At 62.5% G+C, this 22114-nt stretch carries 27 protein-coding genes; 9 read left to right on the top strand and 18 right to left on the bottom strand.

Annotated features, from left to right (window positions below):
• Positions 1-2: 2 nt before the first annotated feature.
• A complete protein-coding gene (locus Q8O80_RS16190; RefSeq protein ID WP_371136226.1) occupies positions 3-1433 on the top strand; it encodes an NAD(P)(+) transhydrogenase (Re/Si-specific) subunit beta in 1431 nt (476 codons plus the stop codon).
• Between the two features lie 57 nt (positions 1434-1490).
• Here Q8O80_RS16190 and Q8O80_RS16185 read toward each other — a convergent pair whose 3' ends face one another.
• Positions 1491-1697 carry a SlyX family protein gene (locus tag Q8O80_RS16185; RefSeq protein WP_305581095.1) on the bottom strand — a complete coding sequence of 69 codons (207 nt, stop codon included), beginning with the start codon at positions 1695-1697 and terminating at the stop codon, positions 1491-1493.
• Between the two features lie 232 nt (positions 1698-1929).
• Between Q8O80_RS16185 and Q8O80_RS16180 the strand changes: the two genes are divergently transcribed.
• From Q8O80_RS16180 to Q8O80_RS16170, 3 genes are all read left to right on the top strand, one after another.
• Positions 1930-2496, top strand: a complete 567-nt coding sequence (locus Q8O80_RS16180; RefSeq protein WP_305581093.1) for a tryptophan-rich sensory protein — start codon at positions 1930-1932, stop codon at positions 2494-2496.
• Between the two features lie 73 nt (positions 2497-2569).
• Positions 2570-3208, top strand: coding sequence for a DsbA family oxidoreductase (locus Q8O80_RS16175; protein ID WP_305581091.1), 639 nt, complete (start codon positions 2570-2572; stop codon positions 3206-3208).
• A 70-nt stretch (positions 3209-3278) separates the two neighbouring features.
• The gene (locus Q8O80_RS16170; protein ID WP_305581089.1) at positions 3279-4091 is read left to right on the top strand and encodes an alpha/beta hydrolase; all 813 of its coding nucleotides are present in this window, start codon (positions 3279-3281) and stop codon (positions 4089-4091) included.
• Positions 4092-4310: 219 nt separating this feature from the next.
• On the opposite strand, the gene rpsU is transcribed toward Q8O80_RS16170, so the two are convergent.
• Entirely contained in the window at positions 4311-4580 is a 270-nt protein-coding gene (gene rpsU / locus Q8O80_RS16165; protein ID WP_305581087.1) for a 30S ribosomal protein S21, read from the bottom strand.
• A gap of 231 nt (positions 4581-4811) precedes the next feature.
• Between rpsU and Q8O80_RS16160 the strand changes: the two genes are divergently transcribed.
• Positions 4812-5507, top strand: a complete 696-nt coding sequence (locus Q8O80_RS16160) for an alpha/beta fold hydrolase (protein ID WP_305581085.1) — start codon at positions 4812-4814, stop codon at positions 5505-5507.
• A 4-nt stretch (positions 5508-5511) separates the two neighbouring features.
• Here Q8O80_RS16160 and Q8O80_RS16155 read toward each other — a convergent pair whose 3' ends face one another.
• The 3 genes from Q8O80_RS16155 to Q8O80_RS16145 form a co-directional block, all read right to left on the bottom strand.
• Complete coding sequence (locus tag Q8O80_RS16155; protein ID WP_305581083.1) at positions 5512-6603, bottom strand: 5-(carboxyamino)imidazole ribonucleotide synthase; 1092 nt, start codon at positions 6601-6603, stop codon at positions 5512-5514.
• 3 nt (positions 6604-6606) lie between these two features.
• On the bottom strand, positions 6607-7101 hold the full coding sequence (purE, locus tag Q8O80_RS16150; RefSeq protein WP_347946735.1) for a 5-(carboxyamino)imidazole ribonucleotide mutase: 495 nt from the start codon (positions 7099-7101) through the stop codon (positions 6607-6609).
• A gap of 75 nt (positions 7102-7176) precedes the next feature.
• Positions 7177-7392 (bottom strand): YdcH family protein, encoded by a 216-nt coding sequence (locus Q8O80_RS16145; RefSeq protein ID WP_305581109.1) that lies wholly within the window; start codon positions 7390-7392, stop codon positions 7177-7179.
• A 155-nt stretch (positions 7393-7547) separates the two neighbouring features.
• Between Q8O80_RS16145 and Q8O80_RS16140 the strand changes: the two genes are divergently transcribed.
• Positions 7548-7718, top strand: coding sequence for a YdcH family protein (locus Q8O80_RS16140; protein WP_305581079.1), 171 nt, complete (start codon positions 7548-7550; stop codon positions 7716-7718).
• A gap of 87 nt (positions 7719-7805) precedes the next feature.
• Here the strand turns inward: Q8O80_RS16140 and Q8O80_RS16135 are convergent, their stop codons facing one another.
• The 4 genes from Q8O80_RS16135 to Q8O80_RS16120 all read right to left on the bottom strand — a co-directional run bounded on the left by Q8O80_RS16135 (position 7806) and on the right by Q8O80_RS16120 (position 12362).
• Complete coding sequence (locus Q8O80_RS16135; RefSeq protein WP_305581077.1) at positions 7806-8573, bottom strand: sulfite exporter TauE/SafE family protein; 768 nt, start codon at positions 8571-8573, stop codon at positions 7806-7808.
• Positions 8574-8597: 24 nt separating this feature from the next.
• Positions 8598-10448, bottom strand: coding sequence for a monovalent cation:proton antiporter-2 (CPA2) family protein (locus tag Q8O80_RS16130; RefSeq protein ID WP_305581075.1), 1851 nt, complete (start codon positions 10446-10448; stop codon positions 8598-8600).
• A gap of 19 nt (positions 10449-10467) precedes the next feature.
• Positions 10468-11193: a DUF1013 domain-containing protein gene (locus Q8O80_RS16125; RefSeq protein ID WP_305581073.1), complete on the bottom strand. Its 726-nt coding sequence runs from the start codon at positions 11191-11193 to the stop codon at positions 10468-10470.
• A 143-nt stretch (positions 11194-11336) separates the two neighbouring features.
• The gene (locus Q8O80_RS16120; RefSeq protein ID WP_305581071.1) at positions 11337-12362 is read right to left on the bottom strand and encodes an NAD(P)H-quinone oxidoreductase; all 1026 of its coding nucleotides are present in this window, start codon (positions 12360-12362) and stop codon (positions 11337-11339) included.
• 78 nt (positions 12363-12440) lie between these two features.
• Between Q8O80_RS16120 and Q8O80_RS16115 the strand changes: the two genes are divergently transcribed.
• On the top strand, positions 12441-12623 hold the full coding sequence (locus tag Q8O80_RS16115; RefSeq protein ID WP_305581068.1) for a DUF1192 domain-containing protein: 183 nt from the start codon (positions 12441-12443) through the stop codon (positions 12621-12623).
• Between the two features lie 7 nt (positions 12624-12630).
• Here the strand turns inward: Q8O80_RS16115 and Q8O80_RS16110 are convergent, their stop codons facing one another.
• Positions 12631-12852: a hypothetical protein gene (locus Q8O80_RS16110; protein WP_305581067.1), complete on the bottom strand. Its 222-nt coding sequence runs from the start codon at positions 12850-12852 to the stop codon at positions 12631-12633.
• Between the two features lie 423 nt (positions 12853-13275).
• On the opposite strand from Q8O80_RS16110, the gene Q8O80_RS16105 reads away from it, so the two are divergent.
• Positions 13276-13785: a DUF1465 family protein gene (locus tag Q8O80_RS16105; RefSeq protein ID WP_305581107.1), complete on the top strand. Its 510-nt coding sequence runs from the start codon at positions 13276-13278 to the stop codon at positions 13783-13785.
• A gap of 88 nt (positions 13786-13873) precedes the next feature.
• Here the strand turns inward: Q8O80_RS16105 and rpmE are convergent, their stop codons facing one another.
• Positions 13874-14095, bottom strand: coding sequence for a 50S ribosomal protein L31 (rpmE, locus tag Q8O80_RS16100; RefSeq protein ID WP_305581065.1), 222 nt, complete (start codon positions 14093-14095; stop codon positions 13874-13876).
• 221 nt (positions 14096-14316) lie between these two features.
• Here rpmE and Q8O80_RS16095 point away from each other — a divergent pair, with 221 nt between their 5' ends.
• Positions 14317-16152: an ABC transporter transmembrane domain-containing protein gene (locus Q8O80_RS16095; protein WP_305581063.1), complete on the top strand. Its 1836-nt coding sequence runs from the start codon at positions 14317-14319 to the stop codon at positions 16150-16152.
• A 4-nt stretch (positions 16153-16156) separates the two neighbouring features.
• On the opposite strand, the gene Q8O80_RS16090 is transcribed toward Q8O80_RS16095, so the two are convergent.
• The 7 genes from Q8O80_RS16090 to Q8O80_RS16060 form a co-directional block, all read right to left on the bottom strand.
• Positions 16157-17182, bottom strand: coding sequence for a peptidoglycan -binding protein (locus Q8O80_RS16090; RefSeq protein ID WP_305581061.1), 1026 nt, complete (start codon positions 17180-17182; stop codon positions 16157-16159).
• Positions 17183-17186: 4 nt separating this feature from the next.
• Positions 17187-18173 (bottom strand): flagellar motor protein MotA, encoded by a 987-nt coding sequence (locus tag Q8O80_RS16085; protein ID WP_305581059.1) that lies wholly within the window; start codon positions 18171-18173, stop codon positions 17187-17189.
• A gap of 139 nt (positions 18174-18312) precedes the next feature.
• Positions 18313-19107, bottom strand: coding sequence for an inositol monophosphatase family protein (locus tag Q8O80_RS16080; RefSeq protein ID WP_305581057.1), 795 nt, complete (start codon positions 19105-19107; stop codon positions 18313-18315).
• Positions 19108-19109: 2 nt separating this feature from the next.
• A complete protein-coding gene (gene efp, locus Q8O80_RS16075; RefSeq protein WP_305581055.1) occupies positions 19110-19676 on the bottom strand; it encodes an elongation factor P in 567 nt (188 codons plus the stop codon).
• A 118-nt stretch (positions 19677-19794) separates the two neighbouring features.
• The gene (locus Q8O80_RS16070) at positions 19795-20907 is read right to left on the bottom strand and encodes a tetratricopeptide repeat protein (RefSeq protein WP_305581053.1); all 1113 of its coding nucleotides are present in this window, start codon (positions 20905-20907) and stop codon (positions 19795-19797) included.
• Positions 20904-21500 (bottom strand): thiamine phosphate synthase, encoded by a 597-nt coding sequence (locus tag Q8O80_RS16065; protein WP_305581051.1) that lies wholly within the window; start codon positions 21498-21500, stop codon positions 20904-20906. Before Q8O80_RS16065 ends, Q8O80_RS16070 begins: the two co-directional genes overlap by 4 nt.
• A gap of 164 nt (positions 21501-21664) precedes the next feature.
• Positions 21665-22114, bottom strand: a 450-nt coding sequence (locus Q8O80_RS16060) for a class I fructose-bisphosphate aldolase (RefSeq protein ID WP_305581049.1), incomplete at its 5' end; no start/stop codon positions are given.

Here is a 22114-nt window from a genome sequence, read left to right as displayed (position 1 = left end):
CAATGATCTCTGCGGATATTGCAGCCCTTCTCTATCTGGTCTCCGGCGTGCTGTTCATCATGGCGCTGCGCGGCCTTTCCAGCCCCCGGACAGCCCGGCAGGGCAATACTTATGGTATGGTGGGCATGGGCATCGCCATCCTCACCACGCTGGCCGTTGCCGCGCCCAGTGATCTGATCAGCTGGGTGCTGATCATTGGCGGTATTGCTCTGGGTGGCGGCATTGGTGCCTATATGGCCCGTACCGTCAAAATGACCGATATGCCGCAATTGGTGGCGGCATTCCACTCGCTGGTCGGCTTGGCGGCGGTGTTCGTGGCCGCTGCAGCGCTCTATGCGCCCGAAGCCTTCGGCATTATCGACATCGACCCCGCGACCGGTCTGGCTGTGGGCCTGATCCATGCGCAGGCGCTGGTGGAAATGAGCATTGGTGTGGCCATCGGTGCCTTCACCTTTACCGGCTCGGTCATCGCCTTTGCCAAGCTGAACGGTAATATGAGCGGCAAGCCGATCATCCTGCCGATGCGTCACCTCATCCATATCGCGATGGCGGTGGTATTGCTGGCGCTGGTCTGGGCCTTCACCGTCTCGGCTGACCCCATGCTGTTCTGGCTGATCACCATCATTGCCCTGATCCTGGGCGGGTTGATGATTATCCCGATCGGTGGCGCGGACATGCCGGTGGTGGTGTCGATGCTCAACTCCTATTCGGGTTGGGCTGCGGCCGGTATCGGCTTTACGCTGGGCAATACGGCGCTGATCATCACCGGCGCGCTGGTGGGTTCCTCGGGCGCGATCCTGAGCTACATCATGTGCAAGGCGATGAACCGGAGTTTCATTTCGGTGATCCTGGGCGGCTTTGGTGGCGATAGCGGCAGTGCTGCCGCGGGCGTCGAAGACGAGCGTCCGGTCAAGCAGGGGGCGGCTGATGACGCAGCCTTCCTGATGAAGAACGCCGGCAAGGTGATCATCGTGCCCGGTTACGGCATGGCGGTGGCCCAGGCCCAGCATGCGCTGCGCGAAATGGCCGACCTGCTCAAGGCAGAGGGCGTCACGGTCAAATACGCCATCCATCCGGTGGCCGGCCGCATGCCCGGACACATGAACGTGCTGCTGGCAGAGGCCAATGTGCCATATGACGAAGTGTTCGAACTCGATGACATCAACTCCGAATTTGCCCAGTCTGACGTGGCCTTCGTGATTGGCGCCAATGACGTGACCAACCCGTCCGCGAAGACCGACAAGACCTCGCCGATCTACGGCATGCCGGTGCTCAATGTCGAAGACGCCGGCACGGTGCTGTTCATCAAGCGCGGCATGGCAGCGGGTTATGCCGGGGTGCAGAACGAGCTGTTCTTCCGCGACAACACCATGATGCTGTTCGGCGATGCCAAGAAGATGACCGAGGACATCGTCAAGGCGCTCGGCCACTAGGCTGGTTCGAAAATCTAAAAGGGCCCGCTTCGGCGGGCCTTTTGCATTCCGGATGCCTCAATAATGCGGCGGCGGCTGTTCGCTGGAAGGATCGGCGATGTGGACGCCGGAGCGGACCTGCTGCTCAATGGTGTCGAGCTTGCGCTTGAGCAGATCAATCTGCTGCCACTGCGCCGTGATGGTCGCGTTCAGCTCATCGATGGTCTGGTCCTGATAGGCAATGCGGGTTTCCAGCGCGTCCAGGCGGTCGGCGAAATCGGTCATCAGGTTACTCCGGGCTGGACAAACGGGCCGCTGCCAGTGTGGGCCCCTGCGCTGGTCTCTGGCGCCGAGGGGGAAGGCGAGCCGATGCGCATCACCCCTGCCGATACAGTTGCTGATGCTGTTGCGCAAGAGGGGTGACGCGGCACGAGGGCGGGTGGAATTGACCCATACGGAACTCTATTGCCGCAAACGCCGTTACTTCTGCAGTTAGAGGCAACGGCGGGAGCCGACCATGGCGACCAGCAGCGCAATCTCAGTTCCAGTTCAATCAGGTTTTTCGGGCTTTGCCGCGTTTGACAGCAATCGGCGCGACACCCTTGGACTGGTACTCAGCATCTGTCTGCCGCTTAGCGTGTTTGTCATCGCCAATGGGCTGGCCGAACTCAACGGCGTGTTGCCGCTGTTCTTTGCCCCGTTCGCCTTGCCCGGTTGGCTGGGCGCGGCCCTGCATATCGGTAGCCTGCCGCTGTTTGGCGTGGCCCGCTGGATGGTCGCTGGCCGCGGAACGGCCGGGCGGCGCGCGGGCTGGTGGCTGGTGGCGCTGATGGCCGGCACGATCGGCTTTCCCTTTGTCGTCTTCTTGCTCGATTCCTTTGCCTTGGCCGTGCTGTCGATGCTGCTGTTGCTGGTCGGCCTGTCTACCGTCGTGCGCGTGGCACAGATTTCGCCGCGCGCCGCGCTGATCATGGCACCGGGGCTGGCCTGGATGGGGCTCAGCGCCTTTGTTGGCCTCAGTTTGGCCGCTGGCTGGACGCCGCCCTTCAGCCTCACCAATGCACAGGGCCAGGCCCCGCAGTAGACCCGGTTACATCGGGGTGCGTTCTTGCAGTTGCCTGCGTTCCGCGCCATGTGGGGAGCAAAAGGGAATTGCCATGACCAAGATGCTCGAGATTGATGTGTTCACCGATGTTGTCTGCCCGTGGTGCGTGATCGGTTCGGCGCGGCTGGACAAGGCGATTGCCGCGCTGCCCGACGATGTCGAGGTGGTAGTTGAAAACCACCCATTCTATCTCGATCCCAATACGCCCGAGGAGGGCGTCAACGTGATCGAGATGCTGCGGGAGAAATATGGTCGTGACCCGCGCGAGATGTGGGAACGGGTCGAGGGCGAAGCCAAGCGACTGGGCATTGATCTTGATCTCAGCAAGACCGAGCGCCGCTATCCGACCAACAAGGCGCATACTGTGACCCGTCTGGCCAAGCCGCTGGGCATTCAGTTTGAACTGTCCAAGGCGATTGCCAACGCATATTTCCTCGAACATCGTGATATCCATGATGACAATGTGCTCGCCGATATCGCCGTAGAATACGGCATGGAGCGCGGCGAAGTGCTCGATGCGATAAACGACGGGAACGAGTTGGCGATCACCGAGCAACTGGCCACCGACGCTGCGGCGCAGGGTATTCGGGGCGTGCCGTTCTTCATCTTCGGCGAGAAATATGCGCTATCGGGCGCCCAGCCCGACGAAGTGTTTGATCGCGCTTTGGCCCAGACCATCGACGAGCTCTGAAGCGGGCTATGACTGGAATTGCCGTGCCGTTCGTGTAGGCTCGCACCGCTCATTGTTCGAGGTCAGATCGGTGAAATTGCTTATCCGTATTGTGCTGGTGGCGGCACTGGTACTGGTGATCGCCTATGCCGGGGTGGTCGGCTACATGTATGTCAATCAGCGGGCGCTGCAATATGATCCGGCCGGGCCTGTCACGGCGCTGGCCGATACGACGCTGCGCGGGGCGCAAACCGTGGCCATTCCGTCCGGAGACGGGGTGATCAATGGCTGGTATCAGGCGCCGGCTGCCGGCAAGCCGCTGATCATCTACTACAAGGGCAATTCAGGCAGTTTCAGCGAGGAACACGAACGCTTCGAGCAGTTCGTGGCCGATGGTTATGGCTTTTTATCGTTCGACTATCGCGGCTTTCCGTTGTCGCCCGGCGCGATCAGCCAGGCGGGGATTCTCGAGGATGCCACCAATGCATTTGACTGGGCCAGCCAGCTGGGCTTTCCCATCCTGATCTGGGGGCGCTCGCTGGGCACGGGGCCAGCGAGCTATGTTGCCAGTATCCGCGACGCCGAGGCCTTGTTGCTGGAGACCCCATTCCTGTCGGCCGCAACCGTCGGCAGTGAGCGCTATCCCTACCTGCCGGTGGCGTTGGTGATGCAGGATCAGTTCCCGGTCAGTCATTGGATCGTTGATGTCGCGGAGCCGGTGCTGGTGGCGCATGGCACAGGCGATCTCACCATCGATGTCAGCAATGGCCAGCGGGTCTATGACCTGGTGCCCAACAAGGACGAGCTGTGGATCGAGCCGGGGGCCGGGCATGGTGATCTCTGGGATGGGGGCATCTGGCAGCGCGCCAAACCCTTCTTTGGGCGGGCGATGGCCGCTCGGTGACGGCACCGCTCAAGACGCCGATGTCGCCACCGCGCACCCGCTTTGAGACGAGCGGCGGCGCACTCTCGTGGCCAGGCTGACCGATCGCGGTCGGGTTGCAGCGGATGGGCTTTCGGCTCCAGGACCATCCTTGCACACCAGAGCTGAGCTGGCGCGAACTGGACACAGCAAAACGCCGCCCCGAGGGGCGGCGCTGCAAATTTCTGTGCGACAGTGCGCTTAGTTGCGCGGCGTTGTCGCTGCGCTAGGACGCACGGGCTGACCCGGACGTGGTGCCGGAGCCGGCAGACCACCTTCACGCTGCAGGCGCTTGCGAGCCAGCTTGCGGGCCCGGCGAATTGCCTCGGCCTTCTGGCGAGCCTTCTTCTCAGATGGCTTTTCGTAATAGTTACGAAGCTTCATCTCCCGGAACACGCCTTCGCGCTGCAGCTTCTTTTTAAGCGCGCGGAGCGCCTGATCAACATTATTATCGCGAACGACTACTTGCAAAGGTCAACCGCCCTTTCGAAGCTTGGACATGTGGGTTTGGATCGTGGCGCCGCGGCAAGATACCCCGTCGCCGACCAGCAGGGCTGATCACCGTGGGCCGCTCTATAGCTCAGCTATCGGACCTTGTCCACCGACTCGTGGAGAAAAACCAGGGAAGTCGTGCGGTACGGATTGCCTGAATTGCCGGCGCGGCAAACAGTCCGCACAATGGGTTACCCAAGGAGGCGGGACTTGACTGATACACTGATGCTGCTGCCGGGTTTGAATTGTGACGAGCGGTTATGGCGCGATGTTGCAGCCGGGCTGGCCGACATTGCAGACTCCAAAGTGGTCGATCTGAGTGTTGGAGAAACGATAGCCGGCATGGCGCACCTCGTGCTGGCGGCGGCGCCGCAGCGATTCTGTCTGGCCGGGCTATCCATGGGTGGCTATGTGGCGCTTGAGGTCATGCGACAGGCGCCGGAGCGGGTAATGGGGCTGGCCCTGCTCGATACCTCGGCCCGGCCGGACGACGATGCCCGGCGCGAGGTGCGGCGGACCGGCATGGCAGCGGCGGCGCAGGGCAAGTTCGGGCTGGTGGTGCGGGCAATGCAGCCGGGCCTGCTGGCGCCGCAGCATCTGGACCAGCCGGTGGCTGCCGAGGTGATCGCGATGTCCGAGCGGACCGGAGCCGAGGTATATCTGCGACATCAGCGAGCGATCATGGAGCGAATCGACTCGCGTCCATCGCTGGGCGCGATTGACGTGCCGACGCTGGTGGGGGTGGGAGAGTTTGATACGCTGACACCCCCGGAACTGGCGCAGGAGATGGCTGCGGCCATCCCGGAGGCAGCGCTGGCGGTGTTTGCAGGCGCCGGGCATATGTCGACCATGGAGGCGCCCGAGGCCGTGGGCGCGGCGATGCGCACCTGGCTGGCGCGCGTCTGATGGTTCAGAAGCGGCGGGTGATGCGGTTGATATGGCCCATCTTGCGGCCCGGGCGGGCTTCAGACTTGCCGTAGAGATGAGGCTGGGTATTGCCATCGATCCCGGCGGGCACCCGGGCGACATCATCGCCGATGAGATTTTCCATCACCACATCGGCCATGCGAGCCGGGTCGCCCAGCGGCCAGCCGAGCGCGGCGCGGATGTGCTGTTCGAACTGGTCGGTGAGGCAGACTGCTTCGGTCCAGTGGCCTGAATTGTGCACGCGGGGCGCGATCTCGTTGACAATCAGGCTGGGGCGGTCGGTGCCGGGCACCACGAAAAACTCGACGCCGAGCACACCGACATAGTCAAGTGCCACCACGATGACCTTGGCCAGCATGGCGGCATGCTTTTCGACGCCGGGCGCGATATTGGCCGGCACCGTGCTGGTGTGCAGGATATGGTTGGTGTGGACGTTTTCGGCCGGATCAAAGCTTTTGACTTCGCCACTGGCATTGCGGGCCACCACAACCGAGATTTCCATATCGAACGGCACAAAGGCCTCAAGCACCAGCGGCTTCGGCTCAAGAGCCGCAAAAGCTGCTGCAGCATCAGAGCGCTCGCGCAGCACCCGCTGGCCCTTGCCGTCATAACCCAGCCGCGTGGTCTTGAGCACGGCTGGCAGACCCAGCGCGTCAATGGCGGCCTCCAGATCGGCCAGCGTCGCGACGGCGCGATAGGCCGCGACGGGGATGTTCTTGCTGGCCAGGAAGGTCTTTTCGGCCAACCGGTCCTGGGCAATGGCCAGGGCGTTGGCCCCCGGATGCAAAGGCTTGCGTGCGGCCAGCAGCGCCGCCGTGGCCGCCGGGACGTTCTCGAATTCATAGGTGATGACATCGACTGCATCGGCAAAGGCGGCCAGCGCAGCCTTGTCGTCATAGGCCGCCACGGTCTTGTGCGGGGTAACCTCAAAGGCCGGGCTATCGGGGTCGGGGCAGAAGATATGGGTGCGCATGCCCAGGCGGCTGGCCGCGAGCGAGAGCATGCGCCCGAGCTGGCCACCACCGAGAATGCCAATCATGCTGCCGACGGGCAGCGGCGTGGTATTTTGCGTCACAGTCTACTCGGTATCGGCAGGAAACAGGGGGACAGCGGCCGTCTGGCGGGCACGATAGCGGTCGAGGCGATCAGCCAGATCATCATCGAACAGCGCCAGCACGGCGGCGGCAATCAGTGCGGCGTTGATGGCGCCGGGCTCACCAATGGCCAGCGTGCCGACGGGAATGCCGCCGGGCATCTGGACGATGGAGAGCAGGCTGTCCTGCCCGTTGAGCGATTTGGAGCGGACCGGCACACCAAACACCGGCAGCGGGGTCATGGCGGCAATCATGCCGGGCAGGTGGGCTGCACCCCCGGCGCCGGCGATGATGACCTTGAAGCCCTCGGCCCGGGCATTGCTGGCAAATTCGAACAGACGCTCAGGGGTGCGGTGGGCCGAGACAATGCGCGCCTCATACTCGACCTCGAGAGCTTCGAGGGTTTCGGCGGCGAGACGCATGGTGGGCCAGTCCGACTGGCTGCCCATGACGATGGCGATCTGTGGTTGGGTGAGCACGGCCGATTCCCCCATCGGTCTTTGCAAAGCGCGGACCTAGCCTAAATGTTGCCATACATCAAGGCTGCGGTGCCATCAGGCGATGATATCGGGCAGAAGAATATTCTCCAGCTCGGTGATGCGATCCTTGAGCGCCAGCTTGCGCTTTTTGAGGCGCTGAATGAGCATGCGATCGGCCACATGAGACTGGGTCAGCGTATCGATTGCCGCATTGAGATCGCTGTGTTCCTGGCGTTTTGTTGCCAGTTCCAGACCATATTTGGCTTCTTGTTCTTTGGTGAGCGACAACATCAATTCGAGCGCACCCAAACCCCGTAACACATACCCTTGGTTAACCGATCAGACGGGCATTTGCACCCAATTTTCCACGCACTCATCAAGACGGTCGACATTGCATGAATTATTTGTGACGATCAGTCGTCCACAGAGGCTTGCAAGGAGTTGTTATGACGACTGAAGGGCATATCGCGGCGCTCGAACGGCGCCATCAAGAGTTGGATCGCCAGATCGAGGCCGAGCTGCATAATTCCAAGGCCGACAGTCTGACGGTTACCGCGCTGAAGCGCAAAAAACTCGAGATAAAGGACGCACTCAACAAGTTCAGCATGACAGGATAAGACGGCGGCGCCGTTTCCCCCAATCGGGGTGGAGGGTCACAGTGAAAGCTGCGGCCCTTTTTGTTGCTGGCGGTCGGGGCGATGCGGTCAGAGACCGAGAAACACCCCGCGTGCACCATCCCAGACCAGTTTGAGCGCGAGCAGAAAAACCAGCCAATAGGCAATGCGGTAGAACAGTTGCATCGAAATGCGGCGGACCAGGAAGATGCCGGCAAAGACACCGGCAATCCCAACCGGGATGAACATGGCCGAGAGCTGCAAATTGTGGACGTTGAGCTGACCCAGAAAGAAATAAGGGATCAGCTTGGCGGAGTTGACGATGAAAAAGAACACCGCACTCGTGCCGGCGTAAATCGCCGGCGGCAGACGTTGGGGCAGTGCATAGATCTGGTATGGCGGACCACCAGTGTGGCTGATGAAACTGGTGAAACCGGCAAAACTACCCCAGAATATGCCCCAGGGACGTGATGGCGGCAGTCCCTCAAGTTTCTTGCGCAGTGGCAGGATGGCGTCGAGAATGAACAGCAGGGTCACGATGCCGACAAACAGCAATACCATATCGTCGGACACGAAAGACCACAGCACCCAGCCGACAAGCGTGCCCACGGCGGCTCCCGGCAACATGATGCGTAGCAGACGCCAGTCCACGTCATTGCGATAGGCATAGACGGCGATGATATCCATGGCGATCAGTACCGGCAGCAATACGCCTGCGGCGTCACGGGCCGGCATAATCAGGCTGAGCAGGGGCACGCCAACCATGCCCAGACTGCCCAGCAGGCCCGCCTTGGACAAACCGACGAGCAGTACGGTGAAAACGGCGACCGCGAGGAAATAGGGATCGAGCATGGGCATGAAGTCAGTCCGGGAGGGTGCGTACTACTCGGTACGCCCAGGCTCGTCGTTGTCAAGCCTGGGGGCGGACGTATCCGCCTTCATGGTCGCGTTGAGCAGGCCCATGGCGCTCCGGACCATGCCGATATAGGCCTGTTCGTCGCCGCGGACCGCAAAACTGTCCTGCAGCAATTGATTATCATGTTCTTCGAAGGCGCGAGCCAGACGCTCGGCCTCGTCGGTATCATAGCCAAGCCTGACAAGCACCTTGGCGCCCAGATTGATGGCGGAGAGAAAGGTTTCACGCTCGAAGACCTCGATGCCCATGGCCATCAGTTCATGGGCATGACCACGATCAACGGCACGGGCTGCGACGGTGACGTGGGGAAAATGGCGGTGAACATTGCGGGCAACGGCCAGAATGCGATCGCGGCCCCCAACAGCGATGACCACCAGATCTGCACGCTGCACACCGGCGGCATGCAGCAGATCAAGGCGGGCGGCATCGCCATAGAACACCTTGACGCCAAATCGGCGCACCAGGGCAATCTGAACCGGATCATCATCAATCAGGGTCATTTCGAAGCCCTGCGCGCGCAGCATGCGCGTGACGATCTGGCCGAAGCGACCATAGCCCAACACAACGATCTTGCGTTGTTCATCAATGGATTCGTCGGGGGGCGGTGTAGCCCGGCCATGGAGGCGCGGGGCGATTAGCTTGTCAAAGATGAACAGCAGCAGCGGCGTGGTGACCATGGAGAGCGCCACGACCACGCTCATGATGTCGTAGTCGGCGGTGGCAATGGCGTTCTTGGTGCGGGCCAGTTGCAGCACGACAAAGGCGAATTCGCCGGCCTGGCTGAGCATGACCGCGAACAGCATGCGGTCGGCAAAGTGCATGCGGAACATCGACGCCAGAGCGAACAGGACCACCATTTTTATGGCGACCAGCCCGATGACGATAATGGTGATGCGGATCGGATCGGTGGCCAGAACGGAAAAGGCGATCGACATGCCCACCGAGATGAAGAACAGCCCCAGCAGCAGCCCCTTGAAGGGCTCCAGATTGCTTACCAGTTCATGGCGATACTCGCTGTCGGTGAGCAGCACGCCGCCGATAAATCCCCCAAGTGCGGGGGAAAGCCCAAGTTGCTGAGTGACAAAGGCGGCGCCAACCACCATGGCCAGCCCCGTGGCGGTGAAGGCCTCGCGCACGCCGGTGCGGGCGACATAGCCCAGCAGCGGGTGCACCAGATAGCGGCCTGCCAGCAGGGCGGCGATGAAGGCACCGACCACGGAAAGCGGCATCAGCCAGTCGACAGGATTCTCCAGCGCCGCAACGGCCTGATTGACCTCGGCATCAATGGCCGCACCACTGCTGGCAATGGCCAGCAGCGGAATGGCCGCCAGCACCGGAATGATGGCGACATCCTGCACCAGCAGCACGGCGAGACTGGCGCGGCCGGTGTCGGTAGCGGTGATGCCGCGCTGCTCGACGGTTTGCATGGCAATGGCGGTCGAGGACATGGACAGCGCCAGTGCCATGATGACGGCGACATTCCAGGACATGCCGGTCAGCGTCAGCAGCAAAGTGATGACCGCTGAGGTGACAATGTTCTGGGTGACGCCCAGGCCGAGCACCTTGTGACGCATGCGCCACATTTCCCTGGGCTGCAGATCCAGGCCGATCAGAAACAGCATCATGACAATGCCGAATTCGGCAATGTGGCGGATGGTATCGGTGTCGGCCACCAGGCGCAGGCCATAAGGGCCGATCAGCACGCCAGCGGCAAGATAACCCAGCACCGTGCCAAGACCCGCGGCCTTGGCCAGGGGGACCAGCGCCACGCTGGCCGCCAGCAGGACGAAAATGGCCAGCAGGAGGTTGTTTTCCATTCTGCTGGCCAGTTCCTAGTTAGTTGTCGGAATCGTTGTGAACCGATTTGAGCTTGGAGAAAACCGAAGCAGCATCGAAATCGTCCTGCGCTTCAGCGGGGCGATGATCGTTGGCCGCGAATTCGCTGTTCTCGTCACTGTGGCCACGGGCGCCGGAGCGGGCCAGGGCTTCCTCGGCGGTCATCAACATGGTGCCTTCTTCGGCCAGGTCAACGCCCGGACCACCCTTGGAAGCGCGCCCGACTTCCAGATCGAGGTCGATCTGGCTGCACAGACCCAGAGTGACGGGGTCCATGGCGGCCAGATTGGCGGCATTCCAGTGCGTGGACTCGCGCACCGAGTCGATGGTCGACTTGGTGGTGCCGACCAGACGCATGATCTGGGCGTCCTTGAGTTCGGGATGATTGCGTACCAGCCACTTGATGGCGTTGGGACGCTCATTGCGACGGGAAATCGGGGTGTAGCGCGGGCCCTTGCGCTTGGCAGCGGCGACGCGAACCTTGGGTTCGCTGAGCTGGAGGCGGTAGGCTGGATCGGCTTCGGCCTTTTCGATCTCTTCGCGCGTCAACTGACCGTTCTGGATCGGGTTGGCGCCCATGATGCCGCCGGCGACGTCGCCATCGGCAATACCCTGAACTTCGAGTGGATGCAGCGTGCAGAAGGCGGCGATCTGGTCGAACGACAGCGCAGTGTTGTCGACGAGCCAAACGGCAGTCGCCTTGGGCATCAACAGTGGCTGGGTCATGATAAATCTCTCCTGCAGGCGCGGCCGGTTTTCCTCCGGACCGCTCCGCCTCTTTGCTTCATGCTGAGGGGGAACTTCGCCAATATATGGATTCCTGGCCCGATCCGCAATGGTAATATGGCATTTGCCCACTGGCTGGTCAGCTATTGCCCGGCGCCGAAGGGGCTCACCAGCACCAGTTTGCCGATGTGACCGCGGGCTTCCATGCTGGCATGGGCCTGCGCCGCCTGTTCGATCGGGAAGCTGGTGACCATGGGTCTGGTGAAACCGGGTGCTGCCAGCGCCGGCAGCAGGTGGGCTCTCATATAGCTGGCGATGACAGCCTTGGTCGCCGCCGTCTGGGGGCGCAGCGTCGAGCCCGAGAGTGTCAATTGCTTGGCCATGATGGTGCGCAGCGAGATTTCGGCCTTGGCCCCGTCAAGGGTTGAAACCTGCACAATGTGTCCGCCACCGGCCGAGGCGGCCAGATTGGTCTGGGCCATGGCGCCGCCAATGATGTCGAGCACGCGATCAACGCCGCGACCCTCGGTGAGCTCAAGCGCGCGGGTAGCAATATTCTCGCTGGTGTAATCAATGGTGGCGACCGCGCCCAGGCGGGTGGCATAGTCGGCCTTGGCGGCGGAGGAGACCACGGCGATCGCGCGGGCGCCCAACAGGGTGGCGATCTGGATCGCGGCGCCACCAATGCCGCCGGCAGCGCCGTGTATCATGACACTCATGCCGAGATCGAGCCCGGCGCGCAGCACCAGGGTCTGGGTCACGGTGAACCAGGTTTCAGGTAGCGCGGCGGCTTCACTGAGGGTCCAGCCAGCGGGTACCGGCAGCGCCTGGCCCGCCGGGACGGCGACAAAATCGGCATAGCCGCCGCCATTGGTCAGCGCCATGACCCGATCGCCAATCTGCCAGCCCTCGACAGCGCTGCCGATTGCGGCGATCACGCCGGCAACTTCCAGACCGGGCAGGGGCGAGGCACCGGGTGGGGGATCATATTGGCCACGCCGTTGCGCCAGATCGGGACCGTTGACGCCGCTGGCGGCGACGCGGATCAGCAGGTCGCCTGCGCCGCAAGTCGGCATGGGCCAAGGCTGGCGCCGCAGAACGTCTGGGCCGCCGGGCGTGCTGATGGCAACAGCGTGCATGGTGTCGGGCAGAGTATGGGCTTGGGTCATGACGGCATGCTGTGCGAAGTGGGTTTGTTCCGCAAGCCCGTCACGCTAAGCTGAAAAATCCTAGTGCAGGAGGCCGCCATGGACGAAGACATAAACAGCAAGCCGAGGGCGCATGAGGTCGGCATGGTGATCGATACGATGTCGGTCGAAGAACTCACCGAACGCATTGCCCTGCTTGAAGCAGAGATACTGCGCCTGCGCGCGGCAATTGATGCGCGGGGGCAAACGCTGCAGGCGGCGAAGTCGATCTTCAAGTTCTGACGGGCCGCTACGGGCACCATAGTTCGTCGGCTGCCCTTGGCGGACGGGATTGGGCGTCGCCGGGGGCCGTAGCGGTGCGGGTGCGGTGGGACTGATCATGATGGTCGCGATTGGCGCTGCCCCGCGCCCCGTCAGCCTGAGCGCGACGAGCGGTGTCGGGCGTCGTGCCAGCGATAGCCATCAGACCCATAAGCAGGCCAGCGGCGGCGCTGGGGGACAGGCTGGTCATATCTTGCTCTCCATCAGGGCACGGCGACACGATCAGCCAGGCAGCGAGAGACTGCTGGTCGTCGGAGCGACTCATTGATTGTGCGTTGACTCCAGTTGCCCTGCCCTGCGGGTGGAAGTGAACAGCTCGACAAATGTTAGGGTTAAGAAATCGAGTCTTGTTAACTCGCAATTAACAGTTTGACCGTAACGTCTCATTATTCAGTTTGTTCTGGATTTTTCAGAGCGGTTTCTCCCTCTGTTTGACGCCTCCCTGTTAACTTCGAGAGCGGTTCATCCCGCTCTTTTTTCTTTTCAGGCGTCTATTGCTCATCCCCTTGCCGTTGTCTTAAAACTCCGTTCATTGTCATGGTGCGTGATAGGATAATGGCTGGCGTAAGCGTCGGCAGTGGTTGGTGCGTGAGGAGACAGCTGGTTGGCGGATGTGAACGAGACTGGATCGGCCATCGCGATTGGTCCCCGCATCGTGGCCGCAGGTGGCTTTGGCGTGTTGTATCGCGAAGGCATGGCGCTGATCGAGGATGTGGCCGGTTATCTGGATGGCGAGGGTCGCGGCGATAGCCGTATTCTCAGCCGCGAGGCCTCCTTCGTCTACGCCACCGAATCCATGCGCCTGACCACACGGCTGATGCAGCTGGCCTCCTGGCTGCTGCTGCAACGCGCCGTCAATGAAGGTGAAATCACCAAGGAAAATGCCCGCTCCGAAAAGGAAAAGGTCAAGTTCTCGGCGACGCCGTCGCAGCGCGGCGGCCCGGGCTATGACCAATTGCCGGAGAAGCTGCGCGACTATATCGACAAGGGTGACCGGCTATTTGATCGGGTCATGCAGTTTGACGCGCTGGAACGCGGCAAGATGAGCGAGCTTGATCCGGGCACCGCCAATGGCATTGCCGATCAGTTGGCGCGGCTGAAGGCAGCCTTCGCCCGGGCTTAGGGCCGCCACCATGCGTGTTGAGGATACCGCAGTGACATAAAAAAACCCGGCACGATGGCCGGGCTTTTCAATTCTGTCGCAGGCTGGCTTAGATGCCCAGACCCTTGAAGCGCTCCTTGAAGCGCGAAACGCGGCCGCCGCGATCAAGCAGCTGGCCCGTGCCGCCAGTCCAGGCGGGATGGGTCTTGGAGTCGATGTCCAGCTGCAGCGTGTCGCCCTCTTTGCCGTAGGTCGAACGAGTCTGGTACTTGGTGCCGTCGGTCATCACCACATTGATCACGTGGTAGTCCGGATGGATATCAGCCTTCATGGTATTCGCCTCAAATCAAACGGGCGCCGCAGCGCCCGGAGAGCATCTAGAATTGGTGTTGGCCGCTTCATACAGAAAGCCCATGCACTCTGCAAGGGCGTGGCGCGGCAATTTCACGCCGGACAAAGCGGTTGCCGCCCGCCTGACCAGTCCCTATATCGGAGCCACAGCGCGGCCCGGAAGTTCCGGACCCCATCTCTACAGAGTGGCGTGACCGAGCGATGACAGACCAGACCGTTCCGGTTCAGGCCGATTCCAGCAACTCCCAGAATGAGCCCGAGATCGCACCAGTGACGCCGCCGCGCAAGCTGCAGCCGCTGCGTCGACTGGTACCATTCATTCTGAAGTATCCGGTGCGGCTGTCCCTCACCGTGCTGTTCCTGCTGATTTCGGCGGTGTCGTCGCTCTCGATTCCCGCCGTGCTCGGCGGCGCCATCGATGAGGGCTTCATCGAACAGAACCTGGAGAATGTTGGCCGCTATGGCTGGCTGATCGTGGGCATTGCCGCGATCATGGCATTGGCCAGCGGGGCGCGGTTCTATTTCATCTCGGTGATTGGTGAGCGCGTGCTGGCCGATTTGCGCCAGGCGGTGTTTGTGCACCTGCTGCGGCTGGACGCCCGCTATTTCGATACCAATCGGGTCGGCGAGCTGACCAGCCGGCTCAATGGCGACGTGGCGGTGATCCGCAATGCGGTCGGTTCCAGCTTTTCGCTGGCGCTGCGCTCGGTGGTCACCATTATCGGCGCGCTGATCATGATGTTCCTGACCAGCCCGGTGCTGACACTGGCGGTGGTTATTGCGGCGCCAGCGCTGCTGCTGCCACTGATCGCCTATTCGCGCCGGCTGCGCGGCATGTCGCGCCGTACCCAGGACGCGCTGGCTGATCTGAGTGCCATGGCCACCGAGATGCTGGGCGCGACCCGTACCGTCAAATCCTTCACCCAGGAAAATACCCAGGCGGCGATTTATGATGCGCGCAGCGAGGACAGCTATCAGGCCGAAGTGCGTCGCCTCGGTGCGCGCTCGGTGCTGGTGGGCATGGTCATCTTTCTGGGTACATCGGCCGTGGTGTTCCTGGTCTGGTGGGGTGCCCGAGCCGTATTTGCCGGCACGGTCACGGCTGGCCAGCTAACGCAGTTTCTGGTCTATGCGCTGATGGCCTCGGGCGCCCTGACCAATGTCAGCGAAGTCCTGGGCATTCTGCAGACCGTGGCCGGGGCAACCGAGCGGCTGACAGAAATTCTCGATACTGAAGCCAACATCAAAGATCCGGTCAATCCAGTACCGCTGCCCGTGCCGGCGCTGGGAACAGTGGCCTTCGAGAATGTCGATTTCGGCTATCAGACCAGCGGCTTTGAACGCGTGCTGACCGATTTGAGCTTTACCGTGGACCTGGGTGAAACCGTCGCCCTGGTTGGGCCGTCCGGCTCGGGCAAGTCGACCACCCTGGCCCTGCTGCAGCGGTTTTACGATGTCGGGGCCGGGGTCATCCGCGTTGACGGCATCGACATTCGTGATGTGCGGCTGGAAGAACTGCGCCAGCGCTTTGCCTATGTCGAGCAGGAACCCACGATCTTTGCCGGCACGATTGCCGACAATATCCGGTTTGGTAAGCCCGAGGCGAGCCAGGCCGAGGTCGAGGCTGCCGCCAAGGCCGCTTTGGTGCACGATTTTGTCGTGGAATTGCCGCTCGGCTATGATGCGATTGTCGGCGAGCGCGGCGTCATGCTGTCGGGCGGACAGAAGCAGCGGCTGGCGATCGCCCGCGCCATCCTGAAAAATGCGCCCATCCTGCTGCTCGACGAAGCCACAAGCGCGCTGGATGCCCAGAGCGAGCAACTGGTGCAGATTGCCTTGGAGCATTTGATGCGCGGCCGTACCACGCTGGTGATTGCCCATCGCCTGGCAACGATCCGCGATGCCGACAAGATCCTGGTGCTGGATGGTGGCCGGATCATTGATCAGGGCACGCATGACCAATTGGTGGCCAAGGGTGGCCGCTATGCCGAGCTGGCCAAGCTGCAGTTCCGGCTGGACGATATTCCAGCGGTCTGAGGCGTCAGCCTTCGGTCAGCTTGAATTCGATACGGCGGTTGCGGCGATAGGCTTCGTCAGTCGTGCCCGGATCAAGCGGGGTGAACTCGCCAAAGCCCGCGGCCACCAGCCGGTTGGGTGACACGCCCCTGCTGACCAGATATTGCGCGACGGAAATGGCGCGGGCTGCTGACAGCTCCCAGTTGGATGGGAAGCGCGCATTGCTGATCGGGCGGCTGTCAGTATGGCCGTCAATACGCAGCACCCAGTTGATGTCGGTCGGAATTTCAGTTTCGAGCTGCAGAATGGCATCGGCCAGGGCATCGAGGTCGGGCAGGCCCTCGGGCTGCACATCGGCCTCGCCAGGGCCGAACAGTACTTCGGACTGGAAGACGAAGCGGTCGCCTACCACGCGCACATCGGCGCGGCCTTCCAGGATTTGCCGCAGGCGGCCAAAGAAATCCGAGCGATAGCGGGTGAGATCCTGCACGCGCTGGGCCAGGGCAACATTGAGGCGCCGGCCGAGGTCGGCGATCTGGGTGCGCGACTGGGTGTCGCGGGCTTCGGAGGCCTCCAATGCGGTTTCCAAAGCGCCGAACTGGGTGCGCAAAGCAGCCAATTGCTGGTTGAGCAGCGCCACCTGGGCATTGGCCTCGTCAGACAGCTCCTGGGCAGCCTCCAGGTCGCCCTGCAGGCCGGCAATGGCGGCGTCCTTTTCATCCGCACCCTCGCCAATGCCGGCAAGCTGGCTGGCAAGGCTGGCATTGTCGGCCTGGGCACTGCCCAGGGTGGCGGTGAGATTGGCGATCTGGCTGTTGAGATCATCGGCATTGGCACGCTCGAGCTGCAGCAGATCGGTCAGTTCGGCGATCTGGCTGTTAAGGCGGGCGAGCGCGGTGTCACGGCCCTGCAGTTCCTGGCCCAGGAAGAACTGGGTCAGCATGAACAGGCTGAGCATGAAAATGATCACCAGCAGCAGGCTGGACAGGGCGTCGACGAAACCGGGCCAGTAATTGGCCTCGATGCGCCGGCGGGAACGGGCTCCCGGCATGGGTCTAGTTCCGCCGCTCGTTGTCGGACTGGGTCAGGACGGCGTCGATCAGTTCGCGCAATTTGCGGTTGGTTTCACCTTGCTCGTCGATGTGCTTGCGCAGATCATCCTGCTCGGTGCGGATATGCTTGACCAGGCCGTCAATGCCGCGCGCCAGTTCGGCCATGGCGCGAATGGCGTTCTGGCTGGAGTTCTGGTTCTGCATCGAGCTGCCGAGCTTGTCGAACATGGCCTGCATTTCCGGCCCGCCGGCATTGGCCTGCATGGCGCTGACCGGGTGGTCAAGCTCGGTCATCGAGGTCATCCAGTCTTCGAGGTCGGTATAGAATGCGTTCTGGGCCTGGCTGGTTTGCAGGTCGAGAAAGCCCAGCACCAGCGAGCCGGCGAGGCCAAACAGGCTGGAGGAGAAGGCGGTGCCCATGCCGGCCAGCGGCGCGGTCAGCCCTTCCTTGAGATTGGAAAACAGGGCGGCGGAATCCCCCGCGGTGACGTCGAGCTGGTTGATGACCCCGGCGACCGAGGTCACGGTCTGCAGCAGGCCGTAAAACGTGCCCATCAAGCCGAGAAACACCAGGAGCCCGGTCAGATAACGCGAGGTATCCTTGGCCTCATCAAGCCGGTTGCCGACGCTGTCCAGGATCGAGCGCATCGAGGTCGGGGTGATCACGGCTTCGCCGATGCGCTCGCGCAGAATGCCGGCAACGGGGGCCAACAGGATTGGGGCGCGCACATCGGTAGTGGTGCCGTCCTGCAGTGAATTGACCCATTTCACTTCGGGGAACAGCCGCACGACCTGGCGGAAGCTGAGAAAGATGCCGATTGCCAGGGCGAAGAAAATCATCGAGTTGATGAAGGGGTTGGCCCAGAAAAATGTGGAGATGGTGCTGAACAGGATGGCGCCAACCAGCACCACCAGCACCAGAAAAATCAGGATCTTGATCAGATAAACAGTGGGACTGCCGAGGTGGTAAGGATCGTAGCCTTGCGTCATCTATGCCCTCTGCCTCGCCCCGAACCGCAAATCACTGCGCGCAAGACTAGTCAGACCTGCGTTATGGGGCAATGACAAAGGTTAATGGGCGGGCAGCTGTGAACGCGGCGTCCGGGCAGGACGCCGCGTCGGAGCGATCCTACTGGATTGGCTTGAGTTCCTTGAGCAGCGCGGGCTGCAGCGTTTCATTGCCCGCCACGATCTGGCCATTCCAGACCGAACCGGGCGAACCGGCATAGTCGGTGACAAAGCCCCCGGCTTCCTTGACCATCAGCATGCCGGGCGCCACGTCCCACGGGGCCAGCCCCGCCTCCCACAGCGCGTCATAGCGGCCGGCGGCCAGCCAGGCCATGTCCATGGCAATCGAGCCGGAGCGGCGAATGCCGGCCACGGCCGGATTGATGTGGGCCAGCTGACGCAATTGCAGGCTGTCATTGGCCGTGCCCTGGGTCTTGATGCCGGTGCAAACCACGGCGTCGGCCAGCGACTTGCGACCGGCAACGCGCAGGCGCTTGCGATCATTGAGCCAGGTGCCGCCGCCCTTTTCGGCGGTGTAGAGCTCATCGAGCACGGGATTGTAGATCACTGCCGCGACGATCTCATTGGCGCGTTCGAGCGCAATGGCCACGGCAAAGAGCGGGATCGAGTGCAGGAAATTGGTGGTGCCATCGAGCGGATCAACGATCCAACGGTGCTGGCCATCGGTGCCGGCCACTTCGCCACCCTCTTCCATCAGGAAGGCATAGGTGGGACGGGCCTTTTGCAGCTCGGCGAAAATGATCTGCTCGGCGCGCAGATCGGCCTTGGAGACGAAGTCGGCCGGGCCCTTGCGGGAAACCTGCAGGTTTTCGACTTCGTTGAAGTCCTTGGTCAGCGATCGTCCGGCCTTGGTGGCCGCGCTTACCATGACATTGAGAATTGCAGAACGTGCCATTGTCAGTCCGCCCGACGCAAATAGGTGGTTTCGGTGGTGTCGACGACGATGCGTTCGCCAACGGCGATAAAGGGTGGAACCATGACCTTGAGGCCATTGCCGACCTTGGCCGGCTTGAACTGGTTGGAGGCAGTCTGTCCCTTGGTGACCGGATCGGCCTCAATCACTTCGAGTACCACATTGGGCGGGAAGCGGACACCCAGCGGGGTGTCTTCGTGCATTTCGAGGGTGATCTTCATGCCATCCGAGAGGAAGGCGGCGCGCTCGCCGACGAAAGCCTTGGCCAGTTCGACCTGCTCATAGTTCTGCTGATCCATGAATACCAGACTGTCGCCCTGCTCGTAGAGATAGGTGAAGTCGCGGAATTCAAGTTCGACCTGCTCAACGGTTTCTGCCGAGCGGAAGCGCTCATTGAGCTTGGTGCCGGTCAGGATCGCCTTGAGTTCGACCTGGGCATAGGCGCCGCCCTTGCCGGGCTTGACATGATCGACCTTGACGGCGACCCAGAGGCGGTCCTGGTGGTTGATGACAAAGCCGGGGCGAATTTCATTGCCATTGATCTTGGCCATGCGGGTGGGTGCTTTCGGGTGCGCGACGGTTGGAGGGGGCCACGCGCGCCGGATGCGGCTGGCCGAAGTTGATTGGGCTGATGGGCGTGGCGCTTATTGCCCCAGAACGCCGGTGGGTTCAAGGGTTTTGCGGTTCACTCGATGGGGGCGCGTCGGGCGCCTCGGGATCGGCCTCGCTTGCCGGTGCCGGATTTTCGCTGTCCGGAGCTGTTGTCGTGGGGATTTCGAGGATCGTCTCGATGGTGGGCGCATCGGAGGGCACCGGCGACGGCCAGAACCGGGCACGCTCCTCGGCCCTGGCCAGGTCCTGCGGCGGAATGGAGATCAACAGCCGGTCCAGCGAGCGATCGTTCAGGCCCTGGCGCCGCGACAAGGCGCGCCACATCGCTGCGCCCTCAAGATCGAGCGGCACGCCTTCGCCAACCGCGAGCAGCTTGGCATACCGGTTCTGTGCCACGGCGTTGCCGGCCTCGGCGGCACGGGCGTACCAGCTCGCGGCAGCCTCGACATCCTTGTCGACCCCCTTTCCCATATAGAGCAGGGTGGCATAATCGACCTGAGCGGCGGGCAAATTCTGGATGGCGGCGCGTTCGATATAGCGCGCGCCCGCCTCGGGGTCGGGCGGTAGCCCGGCGCCTTCGATCAGCATGGTGCCGTAATCATATTGCGCCTCGGGCAGTTCGGCGTCTGCCGCTTCCTTCATCAGGGCGGCGGCGGTGGCGAGGCTGGGCGAGGCATAGACGCCTTCGATATGGAGCAGTGCCATATTATATTTGGCCGGGATATAGCCGGCCTCGGCAGCCTTGCTGAACAGGTCGGCGGCACGGGCGCGGTTCTTCGGCACGCCGACGCCCTCCTGATACAGCAGCGCCAGCTCGAAAGTGGCCAGCATGTTGCCATTGTTGGAGGCCAGTTGATACCAGCTGGCTGCGCGCTGGTCGTTCTGCGCGACGCCCAACCCCTTGGCGTAAATTTCGGCAATCAGGGTCTGCGCGGCGGCATCACCCTGTTCAGCGCGAGGGAGGGCGAATTCCAGCGCAGTCAGGAAATAGCCGCGCTGGAAAGCGCCAAAAGCCAGATCGGTGGGGACGCGGGGGCCAAAGACCTGATCGCTGATGCGTTCGCCCGGGTTTTCCTGGGGCGCTGCGACCACTGCGGCGTCCTGCGCCACGGCGGGGAGGGGCAGAAGCAGGATCAACAGCGCCAGATGGCGGAAACGCGGTTTGCTCATGGCGCCGTCAACGCGGCGCTGAGGGCGCTGGCGGCGGCGGCAGGATCGGGGGCCGACCAGATCGAGCTGGACAGCGCCAGAAACTCGGCGCCGCGCGGGTCGACAGCTGGGGTGGCGCCGGGGTCGCTGAGCACGGCGGGAATTTCAAAGGTTGCGGCCCACCATTCGGCAAGGTCGGCGGCAGCAGCGTCACTGCTGCCCTCGAGTGGGCCGAAGAACAGATAATCCACGTCGAGTTCGCCAGCCGTCATGGCGTCGTGGCGGGTTGGCGCGGGCCCGGTACCAACGATCATGGCCGGCTTGACGGCGGCGAGCACGGCTTTGACCGCCGCCGGTCCGCCCGTGACGTGGACGCCATCGGCGCCGAGCCGCTTGGCCAGTGCCGCATCATCCTCGATCAGCACAGCGCAGCCAGCACTCTGGCCGACACTCACCAATGGCGCGGCCAGCTTGGCATAGGCCGCATCGTCGAGCTTGCCACGGCGCACCAGCAGGGCCGAGAAGGCGGCGCTGTTCAGCACGGCCAGCAGCGTCTGGGCAAAGCTGGCTGGATCGGCGACATCCGGGGTAATCAAATACAGCTGCGGGGACATGGTTCTCAATACTCGACGCTATCGACCTCTTCATGATCGGCCATTTTGGCAACAAAGAGGAGGCCCCTCCATAGGGGATGGGCAAACGCGGCGCAAAAGAAAATGCGCGCCCTCCCGGTAGGAGGGGCGCGCAGCAGTGTGACGTTGGGACGTCAGGTAGAGCTTTAGGCGGCCTTATCGAGTTCGCCGGTCCATTTGCCAAGCGCGGCCAGCGAGTTCATATGGGCGCGGTGGGTGAAGGCGGCCTGGGCGGCGGGGAAGTTTTCCCGACGACCGGCCCAGGTGCGCAGCGCGACATTCTGCAGCGCGCGGCCATAGGAGAAGGTCATCGGCCAGGGCTTGCCGGCGATGTTGTTCATGGCCGACAGATGTGCGGTGGCCTCTTCGTCGGTCTGGCCGCCCGAGAGGAACGCGATGCCGGGGACGGCGGCGGGCACATGCTCGCGCAGCACGGCGACGGTGCGGCGGGCCACTTCATCGACCGAGGGGCGATCGCGCGAGTTGATGCCGGGTAGCACCATGTTGGGCTTGAGCAGCATGCCGCCGAGATCGACGCCCGCCAGCCGCAGTTCCTTGAAGACGTTTTCGAGCACTTCGCCGGTAACCGAGGCGCA

Origin of the sequence: Devosia sp. (assembly GCF_030689745.1) — a bacterium.
GTDB classification, from domain to species: Bacteria; Pseudomonadota; Alphaproteobacteria; order Rhizobiales; family Devosiaceae; genus Devosia; species Devosia alba.
This window is presented reverse-complemented; position numbering and strand designations above follow the sequence as displayed.

Bases quoted from the DNA above. Each gene is read 5' to 3' on its own strand.
- Q8O80_RS16140 (WP_305581079.1), top strand. From the start codon at position 7,548: ATGACGACTGAAGGGCATATCGCGGCGCTCGAACGGCGCCATCAAGAG.
- Q8O80_RS16145 (WP_305581109.1), bottom strand. From the start codon at position 7,392: ATGTTGTCGCTCACCAAAGAACAAGAAGCCAAATATGGTCTGGAACTG.
- Q8O80_RS16125 (WP_305581073.1), bottom strand. From the start codon at position 11,193: ATGACCCAGCCACTGTTGATGCCCAAGGCGACTGCCGTTTGGCTCGTC.
- Q8O80_RS16065 (WP_305581051.1), bottom strand. From the start codon at position 21,500: ATGTCCCCGCAGCTGTATTTGATTACCCCGGATGTCGCCGATCCAGCC.
- Q8O80_RS16070 (WP_305581053.1), bottom strand. From the start codon at position 20,907: ATGAGCAAACCGCGTTTCCGCCATCTGGCGCTGTTGATCCTGCTTCTG.
- Q8O80_RS16080 (WP_305581057.1), bottom strand. From the start codon at position 19,107: ATGGCACGTTCTGCAATTCTCAATGTCATGGTAAGCGCGGCCACCAAG.
- Q8O80_RS16175 (WP_305581091.1), top strand. From the start codon at position 2,570: ATGACCAAGATGCTCGAGATTGATGTGTTCACCGATGTTGTCTGCCCG.
- Q8O80_RS16120 (WP_305581071.1), bottom strand. From the start codon at position 12,362: ATGACCCAAGCCCATACTCTGCCCGACACCATGCACGCTGTTGCCATC.
- Q8O80_RS16095 (WP_305581063.1), top strand. From the start codon at position 14,317: ATGACAGACCAGACCGTTCCGGTTCAGGCCGATTCCAGCAACTCCCAG.
- efp (WP_305581055.1), bottom strand. From the start codon at position 19,676: ATGGCCAAGATCAATGGCAATGAAATTCGCCCCGGCTTTGTCATCAAC.
- Q8O80_RS16115 (WP_305581068.1), top strand. From the start codon at position 12,441: ATGGACGAAGACATAAACAGCAAGCCGAGGGCGCATGAGGTCGGCATG.
- Q8O80_RS16130 (WP_305581075.1), bottom strand. From the start codon at position 10,448: ATGGAAAACAACCTCCTGCTGGCCATTTTCGTCCTGCTGGCGGCCAGC.
- Q8O80_RS16110 (WP_305581067.1), bottom strand. From the start codon at position 12,852: ATGACCAGCCTGTCCCCCAGCGCCGCCGCTGGCCTGCTTATGGGTCTG.
- Q8O80_RS16135 (WP_305581077.1), bottom strand. From the start codon at position 8,573: ATGCCCATGCTCGATCCCTATTTCCTCGCGGTCGCCGTTTTCACCGTA.
- rpmE (WP_305581065.1), bottom strand. From the start codon at position 14,095: ATGAAGGCTGATATCCATCCGGACTACCACGTGATCAATGTGGTGATG.
- Q8O80_RS16190 (WP_371136226.1), top strand. From the start codon at position 3: ATGATCTCTGCGGATATTGCAGCCCTTCTCTATCTGGTCTCCGGCGTG.
- Q8O80_RS16085 (WP_305581059.1), bottom strand. From the start codon at position 18,173: ATGACGCAAGGCTACGATCCTTACCACCTCGGCAGTCCCACTGTTTAT.
- Q8O80_RS16185 (WP_305581095.1), bottom strand. From the start codon at position 1,697: ATGACCGATTTCGCCGACCGCCTGGACGCGCTGGAAACCCGCATTGCC.
- Q8O80_RS16090 (WP_305581061.1), bottom strand. From the start codon at position 17,182: ATGCCGGGAGCCCGTTCCCGCCGGCGCATCGAGGCCAATTACTGGCCC.
- Q8O80_RS16180 (WP_305581093.1), top strand. From the start codon at position 1,930: ATGGCGACCAGCAGCGCAATCTCAGTTCCAGTTCAATCAGGTTTTTCG.